17 protein-coding genes are annotated in these 16732 nt (G+C 62.3%); 10 read left to right on the top strand and 7 right to left on the bottom strand.

The genetic code is table 11. The features are described 5' to 3' along the window. Positions 1-49: 49 nt before the first annotated feature. A complete protein-coding gene (locus J3A98_RS20705; protein WP_021784170.1) occupies positions 50-538 on the bottom strand; it encodes a DUF3015 domain-containing protein in 489 nt (162 codons plus the stop codon). A gap of 250 nt (positions 539-788) precedes the next feature. On the opposite strand from J3A98_RS20705, the gene J3A98_RS20700 reads away from it, so the two are divergent. The 5 genes from J3A98_RS20700 to J3A98_RS20680 all read left to right on the top strand — a co-directional run bounded on the left by J3A98_RS20700 (position 789) and on the right by J3A98_RS20680 (position 5541). Continuing rightward, positions 789-3227, top strand: a complete 2439-nt coding sequence (locus tag J3A98_RS20700; RefSeq protein ID WP_209968085.1) for an ATP-binding protein — start codon at positions 789-791, stop codon at positions 3225-3227. Between the two features lie 160 nt (positions 3228-3387). Further along, on the top strand, positions 3388-3726 hold the full coding sequence (locus tag J3A98_RS20695; protein WP_176685621.1) for a hypothetical protein: 339 nt from the start codon (positions 3388-3390) through the stop codon (positions 3724-3726). Between the two features lie 100 nt (positions 3727-3826). Continuing rightward, the gene (locus tag J3A98_RS20690) at positions 3827-4315 is read left to right on the top strand and encodes a TIGR00645 family protein (RefSeq protein ID WP_003247486.1); all 489 of its coding nucleotides are present in this window, start codon (positions 3827-3829) and stop codon (positions 4313-4315) included. 217 nt (positions 4316-4532) lie between these two features. Continuing rightward, positions 4533-4838, top strand: a complete 306-nt coding sequence (locus tag J3A98_RS20685; RefSeq protein WP_014589631.1) for a DUF6482 family protein — start codon at positions 4533-4535, stop codon at positions 4836-4838. An 85-nt stretch (positions 4839-4923) separates the two neighbouring features. Next, a complete protein-coding gene (locus J3A98_RS20680) occupies positions 4924-5541 on the top strand; it encodes an FKBP-type peptidyl-prolyl cis-trans isomerase (RefSeq protein ID WP_176685622.1) in 618 nt (205 codons plus the stop codon). Between the two features lie 94 nt (positions 5542-5635). Here the strand turns inward: J3A98_RS20680 and J3A98_RS20675 are convergent, their stop codons facing one another. The 3 genes from J3A98_RS20675 to J3A98_RS20665 all read right to left on the bottom strand — a co-directional run bounded on the left by J3A98_RS20675 (position 5636) and on the right by J3A98_RS20665 (position 7434). Next, positions 5636-5881: a hypothetical protein gene (locus tag J3A98_RS20675; protein WP_209968083.1), complete on the bottom strand. Its 246-nt coding sequence runs from the start codon at positions 5879-5881 to the stop codon at positions 5636-5638. Between the two features lie 84 nt (positions 5882-5965). Next, entirely contained in the window at positions 5966-6307 is a 342-nt protein-coding gene (locus J3A98_RS20670; protein ID WP_009686103.1) for a zinc ribbon domain-containing protein YjdM, read from the bottom strand. A gap of 158 nt (positions 6308-6465) precedes the next feature. Beyond that, positions 6466-7434 carry a polyprenyl synthetase family protein gene (locus J3A98_RS20665; protein ID WP_209968080.1) on the bottom strand — a complete coding sequence of 323 codons (969 nt, stop codon included), beginning with the start codon at positions 7432-7434 and terminating at the stop codon, positions 6466-6468. A 244-nt stretch (positions 7435-7678) separates the two neighbouring features. Here J3A98_RS20665 and rplU point away from each other — a divergent pair, with 244 nt between their 5' ends. The 5 genes from rplU to J3A98_RS20640 all read left to right on the top strand — a co-directional run bounded on the left by rplU (position 7679) and on the right by J3A98_RS20640 (position 11366). Continuing rightward, positions 7679-7993, top strand: a complete 315-nt coding sequence (gene rplU, locus J3A98_RS20660) for a 50S ribosomal protein L21 (RefSeq protein ID WP_003247466.1) — start codon at positions 7679-7681, stop codon at positions 7991-7993. A 38-nt stretch (positions 7994-8031) separates the two neighbouring features. Beyond that, positions 8032-8289 carry a 50S ribosomal protein L27 gene (gene rpmA, locus J3A98_RS20655; RefSeq protein ID WP_003247464.1) on the top strand — a complete coding sequence of 86 codons (258 nt, stop codon included), beginning with the start codon at positions 8032-8034 and terminating at the stop codon, positions 8287-8289. Positions 8290-8477: 188 nt separating this feature from the next. Further along, positions 8478-9704, top strand: a complete 1227-nt coding sequence (gene cgtA, locus J3A98_RS20650; RefSeq protein WP_176685625.1) for an Obg family GTPase CgtA — start codon at positions 8478-8480, stop codon at positions 9702-9704. Between the two features lie 85 nt (positions 9705-9789). Next, positions 9790-10908 carry a glutamate 5-kinase gene (gene proB / locus J3A98_RS20645; protein ID WP_209968078.1) on the top strand — a complete coding sequence of 373 codons (1119 nt, stop codon included), beginning with the start codon at positions 9790-9792 and terminating at the stop codon, positions 10906-10908. Next, entirely contained in the window at positions 10905-11366 is a 462-nt protein-coding gene (locus J3A98_RS20640) for a CreA family protein (protein WP_176685627.1), read from the top strand. The genes proB and J3A98_RS20640 overlap by 4 nt, the downstream gene beginning before the upstream one ends. 467 nt (positions 11367-11833) lie before the next feature. Here the strand turns inward: J3A98_RS20640 and mksF are convergent, their stop codons facing one another. From mksF to mksB, 3 genes are read right to left on the bottom strand one after another with little or no spacing between them, the layout of a single operon-like run. Next, positions 11834-14665, bottom strand: coding sequence for an Mks condensin complex protein MksF (gene mksF, locus J3A98_RS20635; RefSeq protein ID WP_176684935.1), 2832 nt, complete (start codon positions 14663-14665; stop codon positions 11834-11836). Beyond that, complete coding sequence (mksE, locus tag J3A98_RS20630; protein WP_003247452.1) at positions 14662-15369, bottom strand: Mks condensin complex protein MksE; 708 nt, start codon at positions 15367-15369, stop codon at positions 14662-14664. The genes mksF and mksE overlap by 4 nt, the downstream gene beginning before the upstream one ends. Further along, the gene (gene mksB / locus J3A98_RS20625) at positions 15359-16648 is read right to left on the bottom strand and encodes an Mks condensin complex protein MksB (protein WP_003247449.1); all 1290 of its coding nucleotides are present in this window, start codon (positions 16646-16648) and stop codon (positions 15359-15361) included. The genes mksE and mksB overlap by 11 nt, the downstream gene beginning before the upstream one ends. Positions 16649-16732 lie beyond the last annotated feature (84 nt).

Genomic DNA, 16732 nt, shown 5'->3' with positions numbered 1-16732 from the left:
ATGCCGAAAAAGGCGAAACCCGCCCCAGGTGGGGCGGGAGCAGCTGTGCTTAGGCCTCGGTAGCGTATTTGGCCAGGCGTGGGTCGCTCTTCAGAACGGCCAGGGTGTTGCTGTGGACAGTTTCGGCAGTGACGTCGGCGCTGCTGAAGATCTGGTTGAAGTGCTGGTGGGTGACCGAGTTGAAGTAGCTGCGGTCCTCCGGCGCTACGCCGAGAACGACGGCATAGGTGGTCAGAGCTTCGCCCTGGCCCATGGCCATGTCTTCGGACAGCTCGTTCATCATGCCGTTCATGGCGAACCAGGACTTGCCGCCATAGGTCAGCGAAGCCCTGGTCGAGCAGCCGTTGGTACCGGAGGTCATGCCGAAGGTGGCGTTACCGGAGGTGCCGTTGGTGGTAGAGGCCAGGAAGTGTGCCGGCGTGCCGCGCTGGCCTTCGAACAGCATGTTGCCCCAGCCGCAGTTCGGGCCGCCTGGCGCTTCGGCCATGGCGTTCAGCGAGACTACGGTGAACAGAGTACCCAGAAGAATCCGTTTCATAGCATTTGTTCTCTTTGTCTTAACCAAGGGTCAGGGTTTCTGGCAACTCGGTTGCCAGGTCGGGAAAGCTTTTCACCCACCCGCGCAGCTTGGAGTTTAGGCATGATCTAAAGGTTGCGTTGTTGATTGCGAAAAATTTGCTGTCACATGACTGCACCGGCTGCGACATAAAGTCCCGTGGAGCCTTGCAAGGCGCGCGCGGGCAGCGCCAGAATGCTGCTTATCTGCCCCGCCGAAGTAAGGAAACCCAATGCCCGATCCTGTCGCTGCGCGCCTGCGTCTTGCGCCTGAAGCCCTGACCCGGCGTTTCTCCCCCGAGCAGTTTGCTTTTACCCATACCGACGATCTGGAGCCGTTTCGCGGAGTCCTGGGCCAGGAACGTGCTGTCGAGGCCCTGCAGTTCGGCGTGGCCATGCCGCGCCCCGGTTACAATGTGTACGTGATGGGCGAGCCCGGCACCGGGCGCTTCTCGTTCGTCAAGCGCTACCTCAAGGCCGAGGGCAAGCGCCAGCAGACCCCGGCCGACTGGGTCTACGTCAACCACTTCGACGACACCCGTGAACCACGCGCACTGGAGCTGCCGTCCGGGAGCGCCGCCGAGTTCATCAGCGACATGGGCGGATTGATCGACAACCTGCTGTCGACGTTCCCGGCGGTGTTCGAACATCCGTCCTACCAGCAGAAGAAGGGCGCCATCGACCGCGCTTTCAACCAGCGTTATGACCGCGCGCTGGATGTGATCGAGCGCGCGTCGCTGGAAAAGGACGTGGCCTTGTACCGCGATGCCAGCAACGTCGCCTTCACGCCGATGGCTGATGGCAAGGCGCTGGATGAAGCGGAATTTGCCCAATTGCCGGAAGAGGTGCGCGAGCAGTTCCACGAGGACATTGCCCTGCTTGAGGAGCGCCTTAACGAAGAACTGGCCAGCCTGCCGCAATGGAAGCGCGAATCGAACAACCAGCTGCGCCAGCTCAACGAAGAAACCATCACGCTGACGCTGCAGCCGTTGCTGGCGCCGCTGTCGGAAAAGTACGCCGAAAACGCGGCGGTTTGCGCCTACCTGCAATCGGTGCAAATGAACCTGTTGCGTACCTTGGTCGAGCAACTGGTCGATGACACCAAGTCCGACGCCGTGGCCCGCAAGCTGCTCGAAGAGCAGTATGCGCCCAGCCTGGTGGTGGGCCACCACGCTGACGGTGGCGCGCCGGTGGTGTTCGAGCCGCACCCGACCTACGACAATTTGTTTGGCCGTATCGAATACAGCACCGACCAAGGTGCGCTGTATACCTCCTATCGCCAACTGCGCCCAGGCGCGCTGCACCGGGCCAACGGCGGCTTCCTGATTCTCGAAGCCGAGAAGATGCTGGGCGAGCCGTTCGTATGGGATGCGCTCAAGCGTGCGTTGCAGTCGCGCAAGCTGAAGATGGAGTCGCCAATCGGTGAGCTGGGCCGTGTTGCCTCCGTCAGCCTGCAGCCGCAGGTGATTCCGCTGAACGTCAAACTGGTGATCATCGGCTCGCGCCAGCTGTACTACGCACTGCAGGACCACGACCCGGACTTCCAGGAGATGTTCCGCGTGCTGGTGGACTTCGATGAAGACATGCCGATGGTCGACGAGAACCTGGAGCAGTTCGCCCAACTGTTGCGCACTCGCACCAACGAAGAGGGCATGGCGCCGCTGACCAGCGACGCGGTGGCGCGTCTGGCCACCTACAGTGCTCGTCTGGCCGAGAACCAGTCGCGCCTGTCGGCGCGTATCGGCGACCTGTTCCAGCTGGTCAGCGAGGCTGATTTCATTCGCCAACTGGCCAGTGACGAAATGACCGACGCAGGCCACATCGAGCGGGCGCTCAAGGCCAAGGCCACCCGTACCGGCCGTGTGTCGCAACGGGTGCTGGACGACATGCTCGCCGGCATCATCCTGATCGACACAGAAGGCGCGGCCATCGGCAAGTGCAACGGGCTGACCGTGCTGGAAGTGGGCGACTCGGCGTTCGGCATGCCAGCGCGTATTTCGGCCACCGTGTACCCGGGCGGCAGCGGTATTGTCGATATCGAGCGTGAGGTCAACCTTGGCCAACCGATCCACTCCAAAGGGGTGATGATCCTCACCGGTTACCTGGGCAGCCGCTATGCCCAGGAATTCCCGCTTGCGATCTCCGCGAGCATCGCCCTGGAGCAATCCTACGGCTACGTGGACGGCGACAGCGCCTCGCTGGGCGAAGCCTGCACGCTGATCTCGGCCTTGTCGCGCACGCCGCTCAAGCAGTGCTTTGCCATCACAGGCTCGATCAACCAGTTTGGTGAAGTGCAGGCGGTGGGTGGGGTCCACGAGAAGATTGAGGGCTTCTTCCGCCTCTGCGAGGCCCGTGGCCTGACCGGCGAGCAGGGGGTGATCATTCCGCGTGCCAACGTCGCCACCCTGATGCTTGACGAGCGCGTGTTGCAGGCGGTGGAGAACGGCATGTTCCACGTCTACGCGGTCAGCCAGGCTGATGAGGCGCTGAGCCTGCTGGTGGGCGAGGAGGCCGGGGTACTCGACGACAAAGGGCTTTTCACCGAGGGCAGCGTCAATGCCCGGGTGGTGGAGCGCCTGCGTGAAATTGCCGAGATGATCAGCGAGGAAGATATCGAGAAGGCAGAAAAGGAACGCCTTGAAGACGTGATTGCCCAGGCCAAACCAGCCTGAGTCAATAAACTGGCGCTAGCGGCGATGTGCTACCGTTCAGCGCCAGTTTTTCATCTTTCTGAACGATTCCTCTATGCTGGAACTTAAGGACAGAATCAGGTTCAGGATGGAAACAGCCTGATACTCAGGCTGAACAAGGCTCTTTGGAGGGGACGCGGCCATGCGCAACCTCAGCCTCACACGCCAGTGCCTGGGCCTGGTGACTCGTATCGAATGCAGCATTCGTCCACTGGCCGGGGATAACGGCATGTGGACCCTGCTGTTCGCCGCCGGCATGGCCGGTGAACAACCCTCCGCGATCAAGGCACAGGGGCCGTTTCACGGGCCGCTGGTGGCCGAATCGGTGCTCAATGCCATTGTCGACAGCCTGACCACGCATGGTTATCAGGTGGCCGAAGACCCGCAGATCTGGTGTCTGCATTTGCAGGCGCAGTTGCGGCGGATCAATGGCGAGCGGTGCCGGAACCTTGGGGATTACCAGTTTCATCCTGAGACCTGAAGAATGTCGGGGCCGCAAAGCGGCCCCGGGCTTTTGCTGTAACAGGTGGCTGGCTATACTCGCCGTCGCTTTTTTAGTCACCTGATGAGTCCTGAACTTCATGGAACGTATCCTCGAAAACGCGATGTATGCCTCGCGCTGGCTGCTCGCACCGATCTACTTCGGCTTGTCCCTCGGCCTGCTGGCTCTGGCGCTGAAATTTTTCCAGGAAGTGGTCCACGTCCTGCCCAATGTCTTCGCGCTGAGCGAAGCTGACCTGATCCTGGTGATCCTGTCTCTGATCGACATGTCGCTGGTCGGTGGCTTGCTGGTGATGGTGATGATTTCCGGCTACGAGAACTTCGTCTCGCAACTGGACATCGATGAGAGTAAGGAAAAGCTCAACTGGCTGGGCAAGATGGACTCCTCGTCGCTGAAGATGAAGGTTGCCGCGTCGATCGTGGCGATTTCGTCCATTCACCTGCTGCGGGTGTTCATGGATGCGCAGAACATCTCCACCGATTACCTGATGTGGTATGTGATCATCCACATGACCTTCGTGGTCTCGGCGTTTTGCATGGGCTACCTGGACAAGCTGACCAAGCACTGAGTCCCGCCAGGCCTCACTGCAACTCCTGTGGGAGCGGGCATGCCCGCGAACACCGGCAAAGCCGGTGCCAGCCACCGCGTGGCCTGCTTCGCGGGCACGCCCGCTCCCACAGAGATCGAGGCTCAACTGACGAGTGGCGTCAGTCATGCCTTGCGCATTCTCCCTTCCTGTACAAAAAATGAGCTCTCATGCGTGGTTCCCATCGCGAGGTGCTCTCATGAACCTGCATCAGCTCAATACCGAGGCCAGGGCTGGCCATGTCGACGAACTGAACCTGATCGCCATCGAAGGCGGTGACTACCTGCTCGAGGCCCGGGTCAAAGGCCATCCTCACCCCCTGTCCGATACCCGCGGTGAACGCTTGCGCGTGCACTCGGTGGAAGATGCGCGCAAGTTGCTGCAAACCATCCCCATGGTCTCGATGAACCTGGTGCACTGGTCGGTGCAGGATGAAATGTGTGGTATGGGGACGCATCCGGAAGAAGACCTGAAGGTGCCGATTTCCCAGCGTTCGGCCTGGTAGCTGCTCGCAGCGCCCCAGTGTGCTAGGCTGCTCGCCCTTTTTATCAAGGGCGCGGCTGCACTGCGCCCTGCAGTGGAGCACGACAATGTCCGAACTCAACCTGTCTACCGATGAAACTCGCGTCAGCTACGGTATCGGCCGTCAGCTGGGCGGCCAGCTGCGCGACAACCCGCCACCTGGCGTCAGCCTGGAAGCCATCCTGGCCGGCCTGACCGATGCCTTCAACGGTGCCGACAGCCGCGTCAGCGAAGCCGACCTGTCGGCCAGCTTCAAGGTCATCCGCGAGGTGATGCAAGCCGAAGCTGCAGCCAAGGCCGAAGCCGCCGCTGCCGCTGGCAAGGAATTCCTGGTCGAGAACGCCAAGCGTGAAGGCATCACCACGCTGGCTTCGGGCCTGCAGTTCGAAGTGCTGACCGCCGGCGAAGGCGCCAAGCCGTCTCGCGAAGACAACGTGCGTACCCACTACCACGGCACCCTGATCGACGGCACCGTGTTCGACAGCTCCTACGAGCGTGGCCAGCCGGCTGAGTTCCCGGTAGGCGGCGTGATCGCTGGCTGGACCGAAGCCCTGCAGCTGATGAACGCTGGCAGCAAATGGCGCCTGTACGTGCCAAGCGAGCTGGCTTACGGCGCCCAAGGCGTTGGCAGCATCCCGCCGCACAGCGTACTGGTGTTCGACGTCGAGCTGCTCGACGTTCTGTAAGGTCGTTGGGGCCGCTTTGCGGCCCGTTCGCGAGTAAACCCGCTCCTCCCTGTAGGGGTAGGGGTCACCCGCGAAGAGGCCGGCCCTGCCGGCCTCAATTCCAGTCTGTCCCCCCAGGGCGCAATGCCCGCGAATAGCAGAACAGGAACAGATTCCGTACCAGTTCCTTGAGCACCCCCGGCTCACTCGAATTCAGCCCGCTCATGTCCAGGTCACCCTGGTCACGCAGTTCGTCGAGGGCTGCTTCTTCAAGGACCGCGCACACTTCGCCGGTTTCCCGATGAAGAATGCGCAGGTAGGGGTGAGGGCGTTCCAGCCAGGCGTCGATCAGATAAGTCATGGCGATTCTCCTTGGATAGCAGTTCCAATGAGAATAATTCTTATTACTAGAATGGCAAGCGCCAATTGCCGGATTTTTCTGTGATCAGACTTTGCGGACGAACTCGGACTTCAGTTTCATGGCCCCGATGCCGTCGATTTTGCAGTCGATGTCGTGGTCGCCATCGCACAGGCGGATGTTCTTGACCTTGGTGCCGACCTTGACTACCAGCGACGAACCTTTGACCTTGAGGTCCTTGATCACGGTAACGGTGTCACCGTCCTGCAGGATGTTGCCGACCGAATCCTTTTTCACCACCTCGTCGCTGGCCGCCTCGGCATCGCCGCTGGCCGACCACTCGTGGGCGCATTCAGGGCAGATCAGCTGAGTGCCATCCTCGTAGGTGTATTCGGAGTTGCATTTTGGGCAGGGTGGCAGAGTGCTCACTTCGGTTCCTCAAACAAACAGACGGGCGGTTAAAAGCCCACATTGTAAAAGGTATTTTCCCGGAAGGGATTATGTCCGGACAAAAGCATCGCGGGCAAGCCTGCTCCCACAGATGGTGTAGGAGCGGGCTTGCCCGCGAATGAATGCGACTCGGTCTGTCAGTGCGTACGCGCGACCGCAAACTCACTCAGCTCAACCAGCGCATCCCGGTATTCACTGGCAGGCAGCACTTCGAGGCAGGCGATGGCGCGTTTCACGTAATCGCGCGCCAGCTCGGCGGTGTACTTCAGTGCGCCCGATTCCTCGACCGCAACGCGAATCTGCTCCAGATCCTCCAGGCCACCCTTCTGGATCGCCTGGCGTACCAGTGCAGCCTGCTCGGCAGAGCCTTCGCGCATGGTGTAGATCAGCGGCAGGGTAGGCTTGCCCTCGGCCAGGTCGTCACCGACGTTCTTGCCCAGGGTCTGCGAGTCACCCTTGTAGTCCAGCAGGTCGTCGACCAGCTGGAAGGCCACGCCCAGATGGTCGCCAAAGGTCCGCAGGGCTTCGCGCTGCTCGTCGGTGGCCTGGGCCAGCGCCGCAGCGCTGTGGGTAGAGGCTTCGAACAGCATCGCCGTCTTGCCGCGAATGACCTCCATGTAGACTTCCTCGGTGGTGCTGGCGTCGCGTACACGCGACAGTTGCAGCACTTCACCTTCGGCAATCACCCGGGTGGCCTTGGACAGGATCTGCATGACCGGCATCGAGCCCAGTTCGACCATCATTTCGAACGAGCGCGAATAAAGGAAGTCGCCCACCAGTACGCTTGGCGCGTTGCCCCACAGGGCATTGGCGGTAGAGCGGCCACGGCGCATACCGGACATGTCGACCACGTCGTCGTGCAGCAGGGTGGCGGTGTGCAGGAACTCGATGGTGGCGGCCAGCAGGCGCAGGTCGTCGCCTTCGCGGCCCAGGGCCTTGCCACACAGCAGTACCAGCAGGGGACGCAGGCGCTTGCCACCGGCGGACGTGATATAGTCGCCGATCTTCGATACCAGCGGCACGCGCGAGGTCAGCTGCTTCTTGATGATCTCGTCGACGGCGCTGAAATCATCAGCCACCGCGCGGTAGAAGGTTTGGGGTTGCATCGGCTGCTCCAGTGAGGTTGCGCGGCATGCTAGGTCGCGGGTCCCGGTGTGTCAAGGCGCGGTGCCAGCTGGCCGGGGGCGGCACTTGCAAGCAAAACCGCGGTTGCGTACAATCGCGCACCCTAACTTCCTGGGCAGCACCTGCCTTACGCAATTGCGCCGGGCCGTTCCAGCCCTGTGCAGCCATGCCAGCCAATACTCATCATATAAAGCGCTGGGTGAGCAGGATTATCGGAGAAATACCATGTCTTACGCAGTAATCGTTACCGGCGGCAAGCAGTACAAAGTCGCTGAAGGTGAATTCCTCAAGATCGAAAAACTGGAAGTCGCCACTGGCGAATCCGTGACCTTCGATCGCGTTCTGCTGGTCGCCAACGGTGAAGAAGTCACCATCGGTGCTCCAGTTGTTGCTGGCGCTAAAGTAGTGGCCGAAGTCGTTTCGCAAGGCCGCCACGACAAGGTTCGCATCATCAAGTTCCGTCGTCGTAAGCACCACATGAAGCGTATGGGCCACCGCCAGTGGTTCACCGAGATCAAAATCACCGGCATCCAGGCTTAATCCCCTAGATCCCCTGAATTTATTTGGAGAATTGAACCATGGCTCACAAGAAGGCTGGTGGTAGTACTCGTAACGGTCGCGACTCAGAATCGAAACGCCTTGGCGTGAAGATGTATGGCGGCCAGGTTATCAAGCCAGGCAACATCATCGTCCGTCAGCGCGGTACCGAATTCCACGCTGGCTACGGCGTTGGCATGGGCAAGGACCACACCTTGTTCGCCAAGATCGAAGGCGTGATCAAGTTCGAGAAGAAAGGCGAGTTCATGCGCCGTTACGTGAGCATCGTCGCCGCTTAATCGCGACGTCGCTCCAGAAGCCCCGTCATGCGACGGGGCTTTTTCGTTTGTGGTGAGCCTCTTGCAAAGCTGTTTGTCTGGGTTGCCGGCGTTGGTTTCTACGGTCGTACGGGGCCGCCGCGCTCATTTTTGCAAGAGCCTCATGTTTTTGAGTCATTCAGCTCGTCTACCGACGAGAGGCGGTTTTAATGAAGTTTGTTGACGAAGTATCCATTCGGGTCAAGGCCGGTGACGGTGGCAACGGTTGCATGAGCTTCCGTCGCGAGAAGTTCATCGAGAACGGCGGCCCTAACGGCGGTGACGGCGGTGACGGCGGCTCGGTGTACATGATTGCCGACGATAACCTGAACACCCTGGTCGACTACCGCTACACCCGTCACCATGAAGCCCAGCGTGGCTCCAACGGCGGTAGCACCGACTGCACCGGCAAGAAGGGTGAAGACCTGTTCCTGCGCGTGCCGGTCGGCACTACCGTGATTGACGCTTCCACCCAGGAAGTGATCGGTGACCTGGTTACCCCCGGCCAGAAGCTGATGGTCGCGCAAGGTGGCTGGCACGGGCTGGGCAACACCCGTTTCAAGTCGAGCACCAACCGTGCGCCGCGCCAGACCACCCCAGGCAAACCGGGTGAGCAGCGTGACCTGAAGATGGAAATGAAGGTGTTGGCCGACGTCGGCTTGCTGGGCTTGCCCAACGCCGGCAAGAGTACCTTCATCCGTTCGGTCTCGGCCGCCAAGCCGAAAGTCGCCGACTACCCGTTCACTACCCTGGTGCCAAACCTGGGCGTGGTCAGCGTCGACCGCTGGAAGAGCTTCGTCATCGCCGACATCCCCGGCCTGATCGAAGGCGCCTCTGAAGGTGCCGGCCTGGGTATCCGCTTCCTCAAGCACCTGGCGCGTACGCGGGTGCTGCTGCATCTGGTGGACATCGCGCCGCTGGACGAAAGCAGCCCGGCCGATGCCGCCGAAGTCATCGTCAACGAGCTGACCCGCTTCAGCCCGTCGCTGGCCGAGCGTGAGCGCTGGCTGGTGCTGAACAAGGCCGATATGGTCATGGACGACGAGCGTGACGAACGTGTGCAGGAAGTGATCGATCGTCTGGAGTGGGAAGGCCCGGTCTACGTGATCTCGGCTATTTCCAAGCAGGGCACCGACAAGCTCAGCCACGACCTGATGCGCTACCTCGAAGACCGCGCCGACCGCCTGGCCAACGACCCGGCCTACGCCGAAGAGCTGGCCGACCTCGACCAGCGCATCGAAGACGAAGCCCGTGCCCAGCTGCAGGCCCTGGACGACGCCCGCACCCTGCGTCGTACCGGCGTCAAGAGCGTGCACGACATCGGCGACGATGACGGTTGGGACGATGATTTCGAGGACGACGAAGACGGTCCGGAAATCATTTACGTGCGCGACTGATCGGTTGCAGTACACTAAACGCCGCTCTCTGGAGCGGCGTTTTTGTATCCACGGTATCTACAGATTCGACATAGGTTGGAAGAAGATGCGAAGCAAGGTGACGGGCGCCAAGCGCTGGGTCGTTAAGATTGGCAGTGCTCTGCTGACCGCCGATGGCAAGGGCCTCGACCGCGGTGCAATGGCCGTTTGGGTCGAGCAGATGGTCGCGCTGCGTGAGGCAGGCGTGGAGTTGGTACTGGTCTCCTCCGGGGCCGTGGCCGCCGGCATGAGCCAGCTGGGCTGGACCAAGCGACCGAGCGCGATGAACGAGCTGCAGGCGGCTGCCTCGCTCGGCCAGATGCGCCTGGTGCAGGCCTGGGAGTCGAGCTTTGGGGAGCACGGGAAGCACACCGCGCAGATCCTGCTGACCCATGACGACCTGTCCGACCGCAAGCGTTACCTGAATGCCCGCAGCACCCTTCGCACCTTGGTCGATCTGGGCGTGGTGCCGGTGATCAACGAAAACGACACCGTGGTCACCGACGAGATCCGCTTCGGCGACAACGACACCCTGGCGGCGCTGGTGGCCAACCTGGTCGAGGCCGACCTGCTGGTGATCCTCACCGACCGCGATGGTATGTTCGATGCCGACCCGCGCAACAACCCCGAAGCCCAGTTGATCTACGAAGCCCGTGCCGACGACCCCTCACTGGATGCCGTGGCCGGTAGTACCGGTGGTGCCCTGGGCCGTGGCGGCATGCAGACCAAGCTGCGTGCGGCGCGCCTGGCTGCCCGTTCCGGTGCCCACACCATCATTATCGGTGGCCGCATCGAACGCGTACTGGACCGCCTGAAGGCGGGCGAGCGCCTGGGTACCTTGCTGTCCCCTGAGCGCGGCATGCTCGCTGCGCGCAAGCAGTGGCTGGCCGGTCACCTGCAAACCCGTGGCACCCTGGTGCTGGATGCCGGTGCCGTGCAAGCGCTGCGCCAGGCCAACAAGAGCTTGTTGCCGGTTGGCGTGAAGACTGTGCAGGGCAGTTTCCGTCGTGGCGAGATGGTGGTGTGCGTCGGCCCGGACGGTGTTGAAGTGGCTCGCGGCCTGGCCAACTACAGCGCCCTGGAGGCGCAGAAGATCATTGGTCAGTCGTCCGACGCCATCGAGTCGATCCTTGGCTACAGCGCCGAGCCGGAACTTGTACACCGCGACAATCTGGTGCTGGTATGAGCCTGCTGAAGAACGTAATCGCTGTGGCAGCGTGCGTGCTGCCGATGTTGGCCGGCGCCGAAGAGGTCGGCCAGGTGTCCACCGTGTTCAAGTTCCTCGGGCCGAACGACCGCATTGTGGTCGAGGCGTTCGACGACCCGAAGGTAGAGGGCGTGACGTGCTATCTGTCGCGTGCCAAGACTGGCGGGGTAAAGGGGGGCTTGGGGCTTGCCGAGGACCGGGCGGAGGCATCGATTGCCTGTCGTCAGGTCGGGCCGATCAACTTCAAGGGTGAGCTCAAGGATGGCGAGGAAGTGTTCAAGGAACGCACCTCGCTGGTGTTCAAGACCATGCAGGTGGTGCGCTTTCTCGACAAGAAGCGCAACACGCTGGTGTACCTGGTCTACAGCGACCGCATGATCGAAGGCAGCCCGCAGAATGCGGTGACTGCCATTCCGATCCTGCCTTGGGCTCATTGATAGCCCGCTCCTGCATAAGCATCGGTGGTTGGACGCAGGTCGTCGTAGGAGCGGGTTCACCCGCGAAAGGGCCGGACCTGCTGGCCAATTTCCACCCGCCGTTCACCGTTGCAGTCGCCACCGTATTCGCGGGTAAACCCGCTCCTACATACGCATCGCGCAGGCTGTCGTAGGAGCGGGTTCACCCGCGAAAGGGCCGGACCTGCTGGCCAATTTCCACCCGCCGTTCACCGTTGCAGTCGCCACCGTATTCGCGGGTAAACCCGCTCCTACATACGCATCGCGCAGGCCGTCGTAGGAGCGGGTTCACCCGCGAAAGGGCCGGACCTGCTGGCCAATTTCCACCCGCCGTTCACCGTTGCAGTCGCCACCGTATTCGCGGGTAAACCCGCTCCTACATAGCATCGCGCAGGCCGTCGTAGGAGCGGGTTCACCCGCGAATGGGCCGCAACGCGGCCCCGGCTATCTCAGGCCAGTTCCTCGGTCTGATCCTCACGCACAACCGCTTTCACTTCATCCAGCCGGCTGATGAACTTCCAGTCCGCCTCGTCGATGTAGATGCCGTTCGGCCCGCTGCCACCTTCCAGGTCGATCGCAACGTGCGCCGAGACCTGTGGTTTCACACTCGCCAGGATCGGCACGAAGCCCAGTTGCTGGCTGGTCTCCAGCAGTGCCGCCTGGTTGCGTTCGTCGATGTCTGCCGCTTCGTCCAGGTAGTACGGCAGGCGAATGCGCCCGGCCAGGTCTCGGTCCATCAGGTGCAGCAACAGGTACATGTTGGTCAGCGCCTTGATGGTCATGGTGGTGCCGTTGGACGCCGCGCCGTCAATGTCGGCGTGGATGATCGGCTGGCCATTGACCTTGGTGATCTCGAACGCCAGCTCGAACAGGTCCTTCAGGCCCAGCTGGTTGTGGTTGGCCGCCACCAGCCGTGCCAGGTACTCCTTGGCCTCTTCGTTCTTGTTGTCCTGGTCTGCGCTTTGGGTCAGGTCGAAGACCGACAGGGTTTCGCCTTCTTCGTACTGGCCGGCACTGTGGATAATCTGGTCGATGTGCTTGAGCGCTTCCTTGTTCGGCGCCAGTACCACGCGGAAGCTTTCCAGGTTGGACACCTGGCGCTTGTTGATCTCGCGGTTGAACAGGGCCAGCTGGTGCTCGAGGCTGTCGTAGTCGCTGCGGATGTTGCGCAGGGTTCGGGCGATATCGGTGACCGCGGCGCGGCGTGCCTTGGCCAAGGTCAGGGCTTCGTCGGTACGGTGCGCGTAGGCGTTCACCAGCAGTTGCAGGCGGCGTTCCATGTCGTCTTCGCTGTCGAACTTGGCAACGCCTTTCAGGCGCACCTGGGCGTACAGCGCCTCGATCTGGTTGTCCACTCGCTGCAGGCTTTGCCAGCTGTCCTGGTAGTCATTGAGCAGCGGCAGCAGGTTGTCCATCGAGTCGTCGATGGCTTCCATGTATGGCGTGCCGTAGGGCAGGTCGGCCGGCAGCAGCTGGCGACGGCGCAGGGCGTCTTCCAGGGTGCGCTGCTTGGACTCGAGGTCGCCGAGCTGGCGGCCGACCAGTTGCAACTTGGCTGACAGCTGCTGGACGCGCTCGGTGAAGGCGTCGCTGGAGCGCTTGAGTTCGTCCTGGGCCGCTTCCAGTTGCGAAAGCTGTTCCAGTTTCTCGGGCTCTTCGGCGGCGAGGGTCTGGCTGCGGCGGAAGTCTTCCAGCGCCTTCTGCGCGTCCAGCACTTCCTGGTACAGGGTTTCGGTCTGCGCTTTGGAGGCGGAGCGGTCGGCGGCCACGGCCTGCTGGGTCTTGAGCTGCTTGAGCTCTTTTTCCAGGCGCTCTTTCTGGTCGCGCAGGGCGGCGCGGTCGGCCAGGGCCTGCAGTGCCGGCGGGTCGATGTGGGTCAGGTCAATGGCCAGGCCCGGGGCCTCGAAGCGTTCGCCCTTGAAGCCGTCGAGCACCGCTTCCAGCGATTTTACCCACAGGTCGCTGTCGTCCAGCTCGATACCGCGATCGCCCAGCGGCAGGCTGAACAGCGCGCCGTTGAACAGGCGCATCAGGCGGTCGACGTCCTGCTGCGAGAACTCTTCGCGCAGGCGGGCATAGCTATTGTTGTCAGCGTGATCCAGCTGCTGCTTGACCTGCTTCAGGCGTTTTTCCAGGTCGCGTACGCGCTCGTCGAGGTCTTCGGCACTGAACTGGCGTGACTGGGCCAGCGCGCCGGCCAACTCGTCGTGGGCGTCCTTGGCCGCCAGCAGTTGCTGTTCCAGCACCTTGACGTCATCAACCAGCGCAAAGCGGTGCTTGAGCACCGACAGCTCGCCTAGCCAGCGCTGGATACCGGTAATTTCACGCTCCAGGCGCATCAGCTCCTGTGTGCCGCCGCGCTGGTCGTTCTGCAGGCGGTCCTGCTCGCCACGGTAATGCTCGGACTGGATGACCAACTCTTCCTTGCGCGCCATGGCGTATTCCTGCCAGGTGCCCAGCAGGGTGTCGAGCACAGGCGAAATGCGGTGCAGCTTGCCACGCAGGATGTCGCGCTGGGCCACGCCACCGGCCAGGGCCTCGACCAGCGGACCGGCAGCGACCAGGGCGTTGTAGTCCTGCTCCATGCGGCGTACGTCGCGGAAGGCTTCCTCGCATGCAGCGATGTAGTCGACGCTGCCCGAGCGCAGGCTGTGCTCGAAGGCGTCGAGGAACAGCTGCTTGAGTTTGGCGGCGGTGATCTCACGCATGTGCAGCAGGTTGATGAACAGCGCGCGGAAAGTTTTCAGGCTTTGCTCGCTGGTGGAGCGCAGCGGGATCATGGTCAGGTCCAGCGGCACCGAGGTATGCCCGCCCACCAGTAGTCGGCGCAGTTCGTCCGGCTTCAGTTCGTAAGCCTTGATCCCCAAGCGCTCAAGGTTGGTGAACAGCTCTTTCTGACGCAGGCAGGTGTCGTTCTTCTGGTAGTGGGCCAGGTCCAGTTCGCCCTTGTAGGCGAAGAACTGGTGGCCGAAACCGCCACCCGGGCCGCGCCCGACCACGCCGATCACGTGCGGGCCGTGAGGCAGGCTCAGTTCGCAGAGAATGTACGAGGTATCGCTGGCGAAGTAGAAGCGGCGCGACTGCTCAAGGCTGTACTTGCCGAAGCTCATGTCCGACATGCGTGCCAGGATCGGGAACTGCAGGGCGTTGATCGACGCCGATTTACCCAGGTTGTTGGCACCGTATACCGACAGCGGGTGCTCCAGCGGGAACAGGCCAAGGCTGTAGCCGGCGGTGTTGAGCAATGCGAAGCGGCGGATGCCGTAGCGTTCCTGGCTCATGCGTCAATCTCCTGTTGCTCTTCGCGGATGGCCCGGGCCAGGGCGTCCTCTTCGCTTTCCTCGCCCTGGAAAGGCGTGAGGTCGAGCGGGTCGTCGGTACGGTTGAGTTCTTCGGCGCTTTCTTCCTCGACCAGTACTGGGGTCGGCAGCGGCAGGGCGCTGTGCAGGGTGGCGGCCAGGTCGCGGTCCTGCTGCACCGAAAGGCACACATCGAGGAAGCGGTGCATGGGCGGCAGGAAGCGGTAGATGCCGCCTTCTTCATGGGCGAAGCCGAGCTGGGTCATGCGGCGCAGGATTTTTTCTTCCAGCTCGTCCACGGTCTGCACTTCGGCCTGCAGGAACAGGTCGCGGTACTTGTCCAGCAGCGAGGGCAGTTCGTCGCGGCCGATGCTGCCGCCATCTAGCACGGCCATCGGGTCGCGGCCCTGGTCAGCAAGGTGCTCGACCAGGATGAAGGTGAACAGCGACAGGCGCTGCGCGGTCTTGTTGACCTGCGCGGCGGTCATGTCCGGGACGAAGTAGTAGAAACCACGGGTGTCGCATACCAGTTCGAAGCCCAGGGCCTTGAACAGGGTGCGGTACTGGTCCTGGAAGTTCGACAGCTGGGCGTACAGCTCAGGGTCGCGCCGGCTGACGTGGAAGCCTTTGAACAGCTCGCGGAAGATCGGCGCGAGCTGGGACAGTTCGGAAAGATCAAGATGCATGGGCTGGGCTCGCGTTGGGTTCGGTAGGCGCGCTGGGGGCGTCTTCGCGGCTGGAGGTCAGTGCGAACGAATGCAGGCTGACCAAATGTTCCTGAGTGGTGTATTCGCGGCGGTCGAGGCGTTCGCGCTTGAAGCGCTTTTCCCGCGACAGGCGCGAGAACCAGTACAGCAGCTCGTCGGTGGCGCCTTCGGGCTCCTGCTCCAGTAGCCAGACCATCAGGTCGGGCAATGGCAGGGCCTGTTCGCAGCGTTCGGCCATTTCCTTGACCGTGCGCGGGGCACGGGGCAGGGCGCCGGACTGGGTCTTGTGGGCTTTGGGGAAGCGCGCCGGCTTGGGCTCGAAGCGGGCCAGGGCGTAAACGTAGGCCTCGACCTGGCTGGCACTGCCAAGGAAGGTGCTTTGCGGGCGGGTGAACATCGGCATGGCCGCTTGCGGCACGGCATCGATGCCCTTGCGCCGGATCACCGACAGGGCCAGTGCGGCGCCGCGAGTCACGGCGTTGTGCCGGCGGGCTTCTTCGCGCAGCGGCAGCAGCAGTTCGCGGGCGTGGCGCAGGGTCAACTGGGCGCTGGTCTGCATTTCAAGGATGCGCGCGTGGGTGCGCAGCAGCATGTCGTCGTCGACCAGGTGGCCCAGGCGCGCTTGTTCGCCCAACAGTTTCAGCAGCACGGTCTCGACCTTGCGTACGCCCTGCTCGAAGGCGCCGTCGGCGTTGACCAGCTGGATCATCGGCTCGACGTATTCGTCCCAGGTGGCCAGTACTTCGGCATAACGCTGGCGCAGCGGAATCTGGCGGTTGCTGGTCTTGGCCCGTTCGGCCACGGCCACCAGCGCCTGCTCGTCGTTGTCGAGCTTCTTCAGCACATCGCGCACACGCATGTCGAGCAGGCGCAGCTGGCGTGCCAGGTCGTCGCTGTCGCGGTTGTCGAAGGCATCCTGGATGTGCCCGGCCAGGCGCTCCAGGTGACGCAAGTAGGCTTCGATCTCCAGGCACAGGCCCAGCCGGTGTTCGCGGCGCAGGTAGGCGAGGAAATCGTGGATCTGCGCGTTGAGCTCGAAACGGTTCGGGCTTTTGGCCACCGGGACCAGGATATCCAGGCGGATCCACACGTCGAGTAGCTGGGTGATGTCCTGCGGGGTGCTTTCGAGCTGCTGGCGGGCCACATGCTGGCGCAGTTCGACCAGGCTCAGGGTGCCCTGGTCGAAACGCTCGCACAGCGGCTCGATCAGGGCCCAGTGTTCGGCTAGGGCGCGCAGGACGCGCTTGGGTTCGATCATTGGCTTCGACTCGTTGCCAAGAAAAAGGGGGCGATTGTACTGCATTCGCGGGGGTGGTTTTTACCCCTTGGTCTGTAATGAGAG

The sequence above is a fragment of the Pseudomonas sp. BP6 genome (assembly GCF_017875935.1).
GTDB lineage: Bacteria > Pseudomonadota > Gammaproteobacteria > Pseudomonadales > Pseudomonadaceae > Aquipseudomonas > Aquipseudomonas putida_Y.
This window is presented reverse-complemented; position numbering and strand designations above follow the sequence as displayed.

What these genes read in the sequence shown, in the direction of transcription:
- J3A98_RS20665 (WP_209968080.1), bottom strand. Translation starts at nt 7,434, where the DNA reads ATGCAACCCCAAACCTTCTACCGCGCGGTGGCTGATGATTTCAGCGCC.
- mksB (WP_003247449.1), bottom strand. Translation starts at nt 16,648, where the DNA reads ATGATCGAACCCAAGCGCGTCCTGCGCGCCCTAGCCGAACACTGGGCC.
- J3A98_RS20685 (WP_014589631.1), top strand. Translation starts at nt 4,533, where the DNA reads ATGAACCTGCATCAGCTCAATACCGAGGCCAGGGCTGGCCATGTCGAC.
- cgtA (WP_176685625.1), top strand. Translation starts at nt 8,478, where the DNA reads ATGAAGTTTGTTGACGAAGTATCCATTCGGGTCAAGGCCGGTGACGGT.
- J3A98_RS20680 (WP_176685622.1), top strand. Translation starts at nt 4,924, where the DNA reads ATGTCCGAACTCAACCTGTCTACCGATGAAACTCGCGTCAGCTACGGT.
- proB (WP_209968078.1), top strand. Translation starts at nt 9,790, where the DNA reads ATGCGAAGCAAGGTGACGGGCGCCAAGCGCTGGGTCGTTAAGATTGGC.
- mksF (WP_176684935.1), bottom strand. Translation starts at nt 14,665, where the DNA reads ATGAGCCAGGAACGCTACGGCATCCGCCGCTTCGCATTGCTCAACACC.
- J3A98_RS20700 (WP_209968085.1), top strand. Translation starts at nt 789, where the DNA reads ATGCCCGATCCTGTCGCTGCGCGCCTGCGTCTTGCGCCTGAAGCCCTG.
- J3A98_RS20705 (WP_021784170.1), bottom strand. Translation starts at nt 538, where the DNA reads ATGAAACGGATTCTTCTGGGTACTCTGTTCACCGTAGTCTCGCTGAAC.
- J3A98_RS20695 (WP_176685621.1), top strand. Translation starts at nt 3,388, where the DNA reads ATGCGCAACCTCAGCCTCACACGCCAGTGCCTGGGCCTGGTGACTCGT.
- rplU (WP_003247466.1), top strand. Translation starts at nt 7,679, where the DNA reads ATGTCTTACGCAGTAATCGTTACCGGCGGCAAGCAGTACAAAGTCGCT.
- mksE (WP_003247452.1), bottom strand. Translation starts at nt 15,369, where the DNA reads ATGCATCTTGATCTTTCCGAACTGTCCCAGCTCGCGCCGATCTTCCGC.
- J3A98_RS20640 (WP_176685627.1), top strand. Translation starts at nt 10,905, where the DNA reads ATGAGCCTGCTGAAGAACGTAATCGCTGTGGCAGCGTGCGTGCTGCCG.
- rpmA (WP_003247464.1), top strand. Translation starts at nt 8,032, where the DNA reads ATGGCTCACAAGAAGGCTGGTGGTAGTACTCGTAACGGTCGCGACTCA.
- J3A98_RS20690 (WP_003247486.1), top strand. Translation starts at nt 3,827, where the DNA reads ATGGAACGTATCCTCGAAAACGCGATGTATGCCTCGCGCTGGCTGCTC.
- J3A98_RS20675 (WP_209968083.1), bottom strand. Translation starts at nt 5,881, where the DNA reads ATGACTTATCTGATCGACGCCTGGCTGGAACGCCCTCACCCCTACCTG.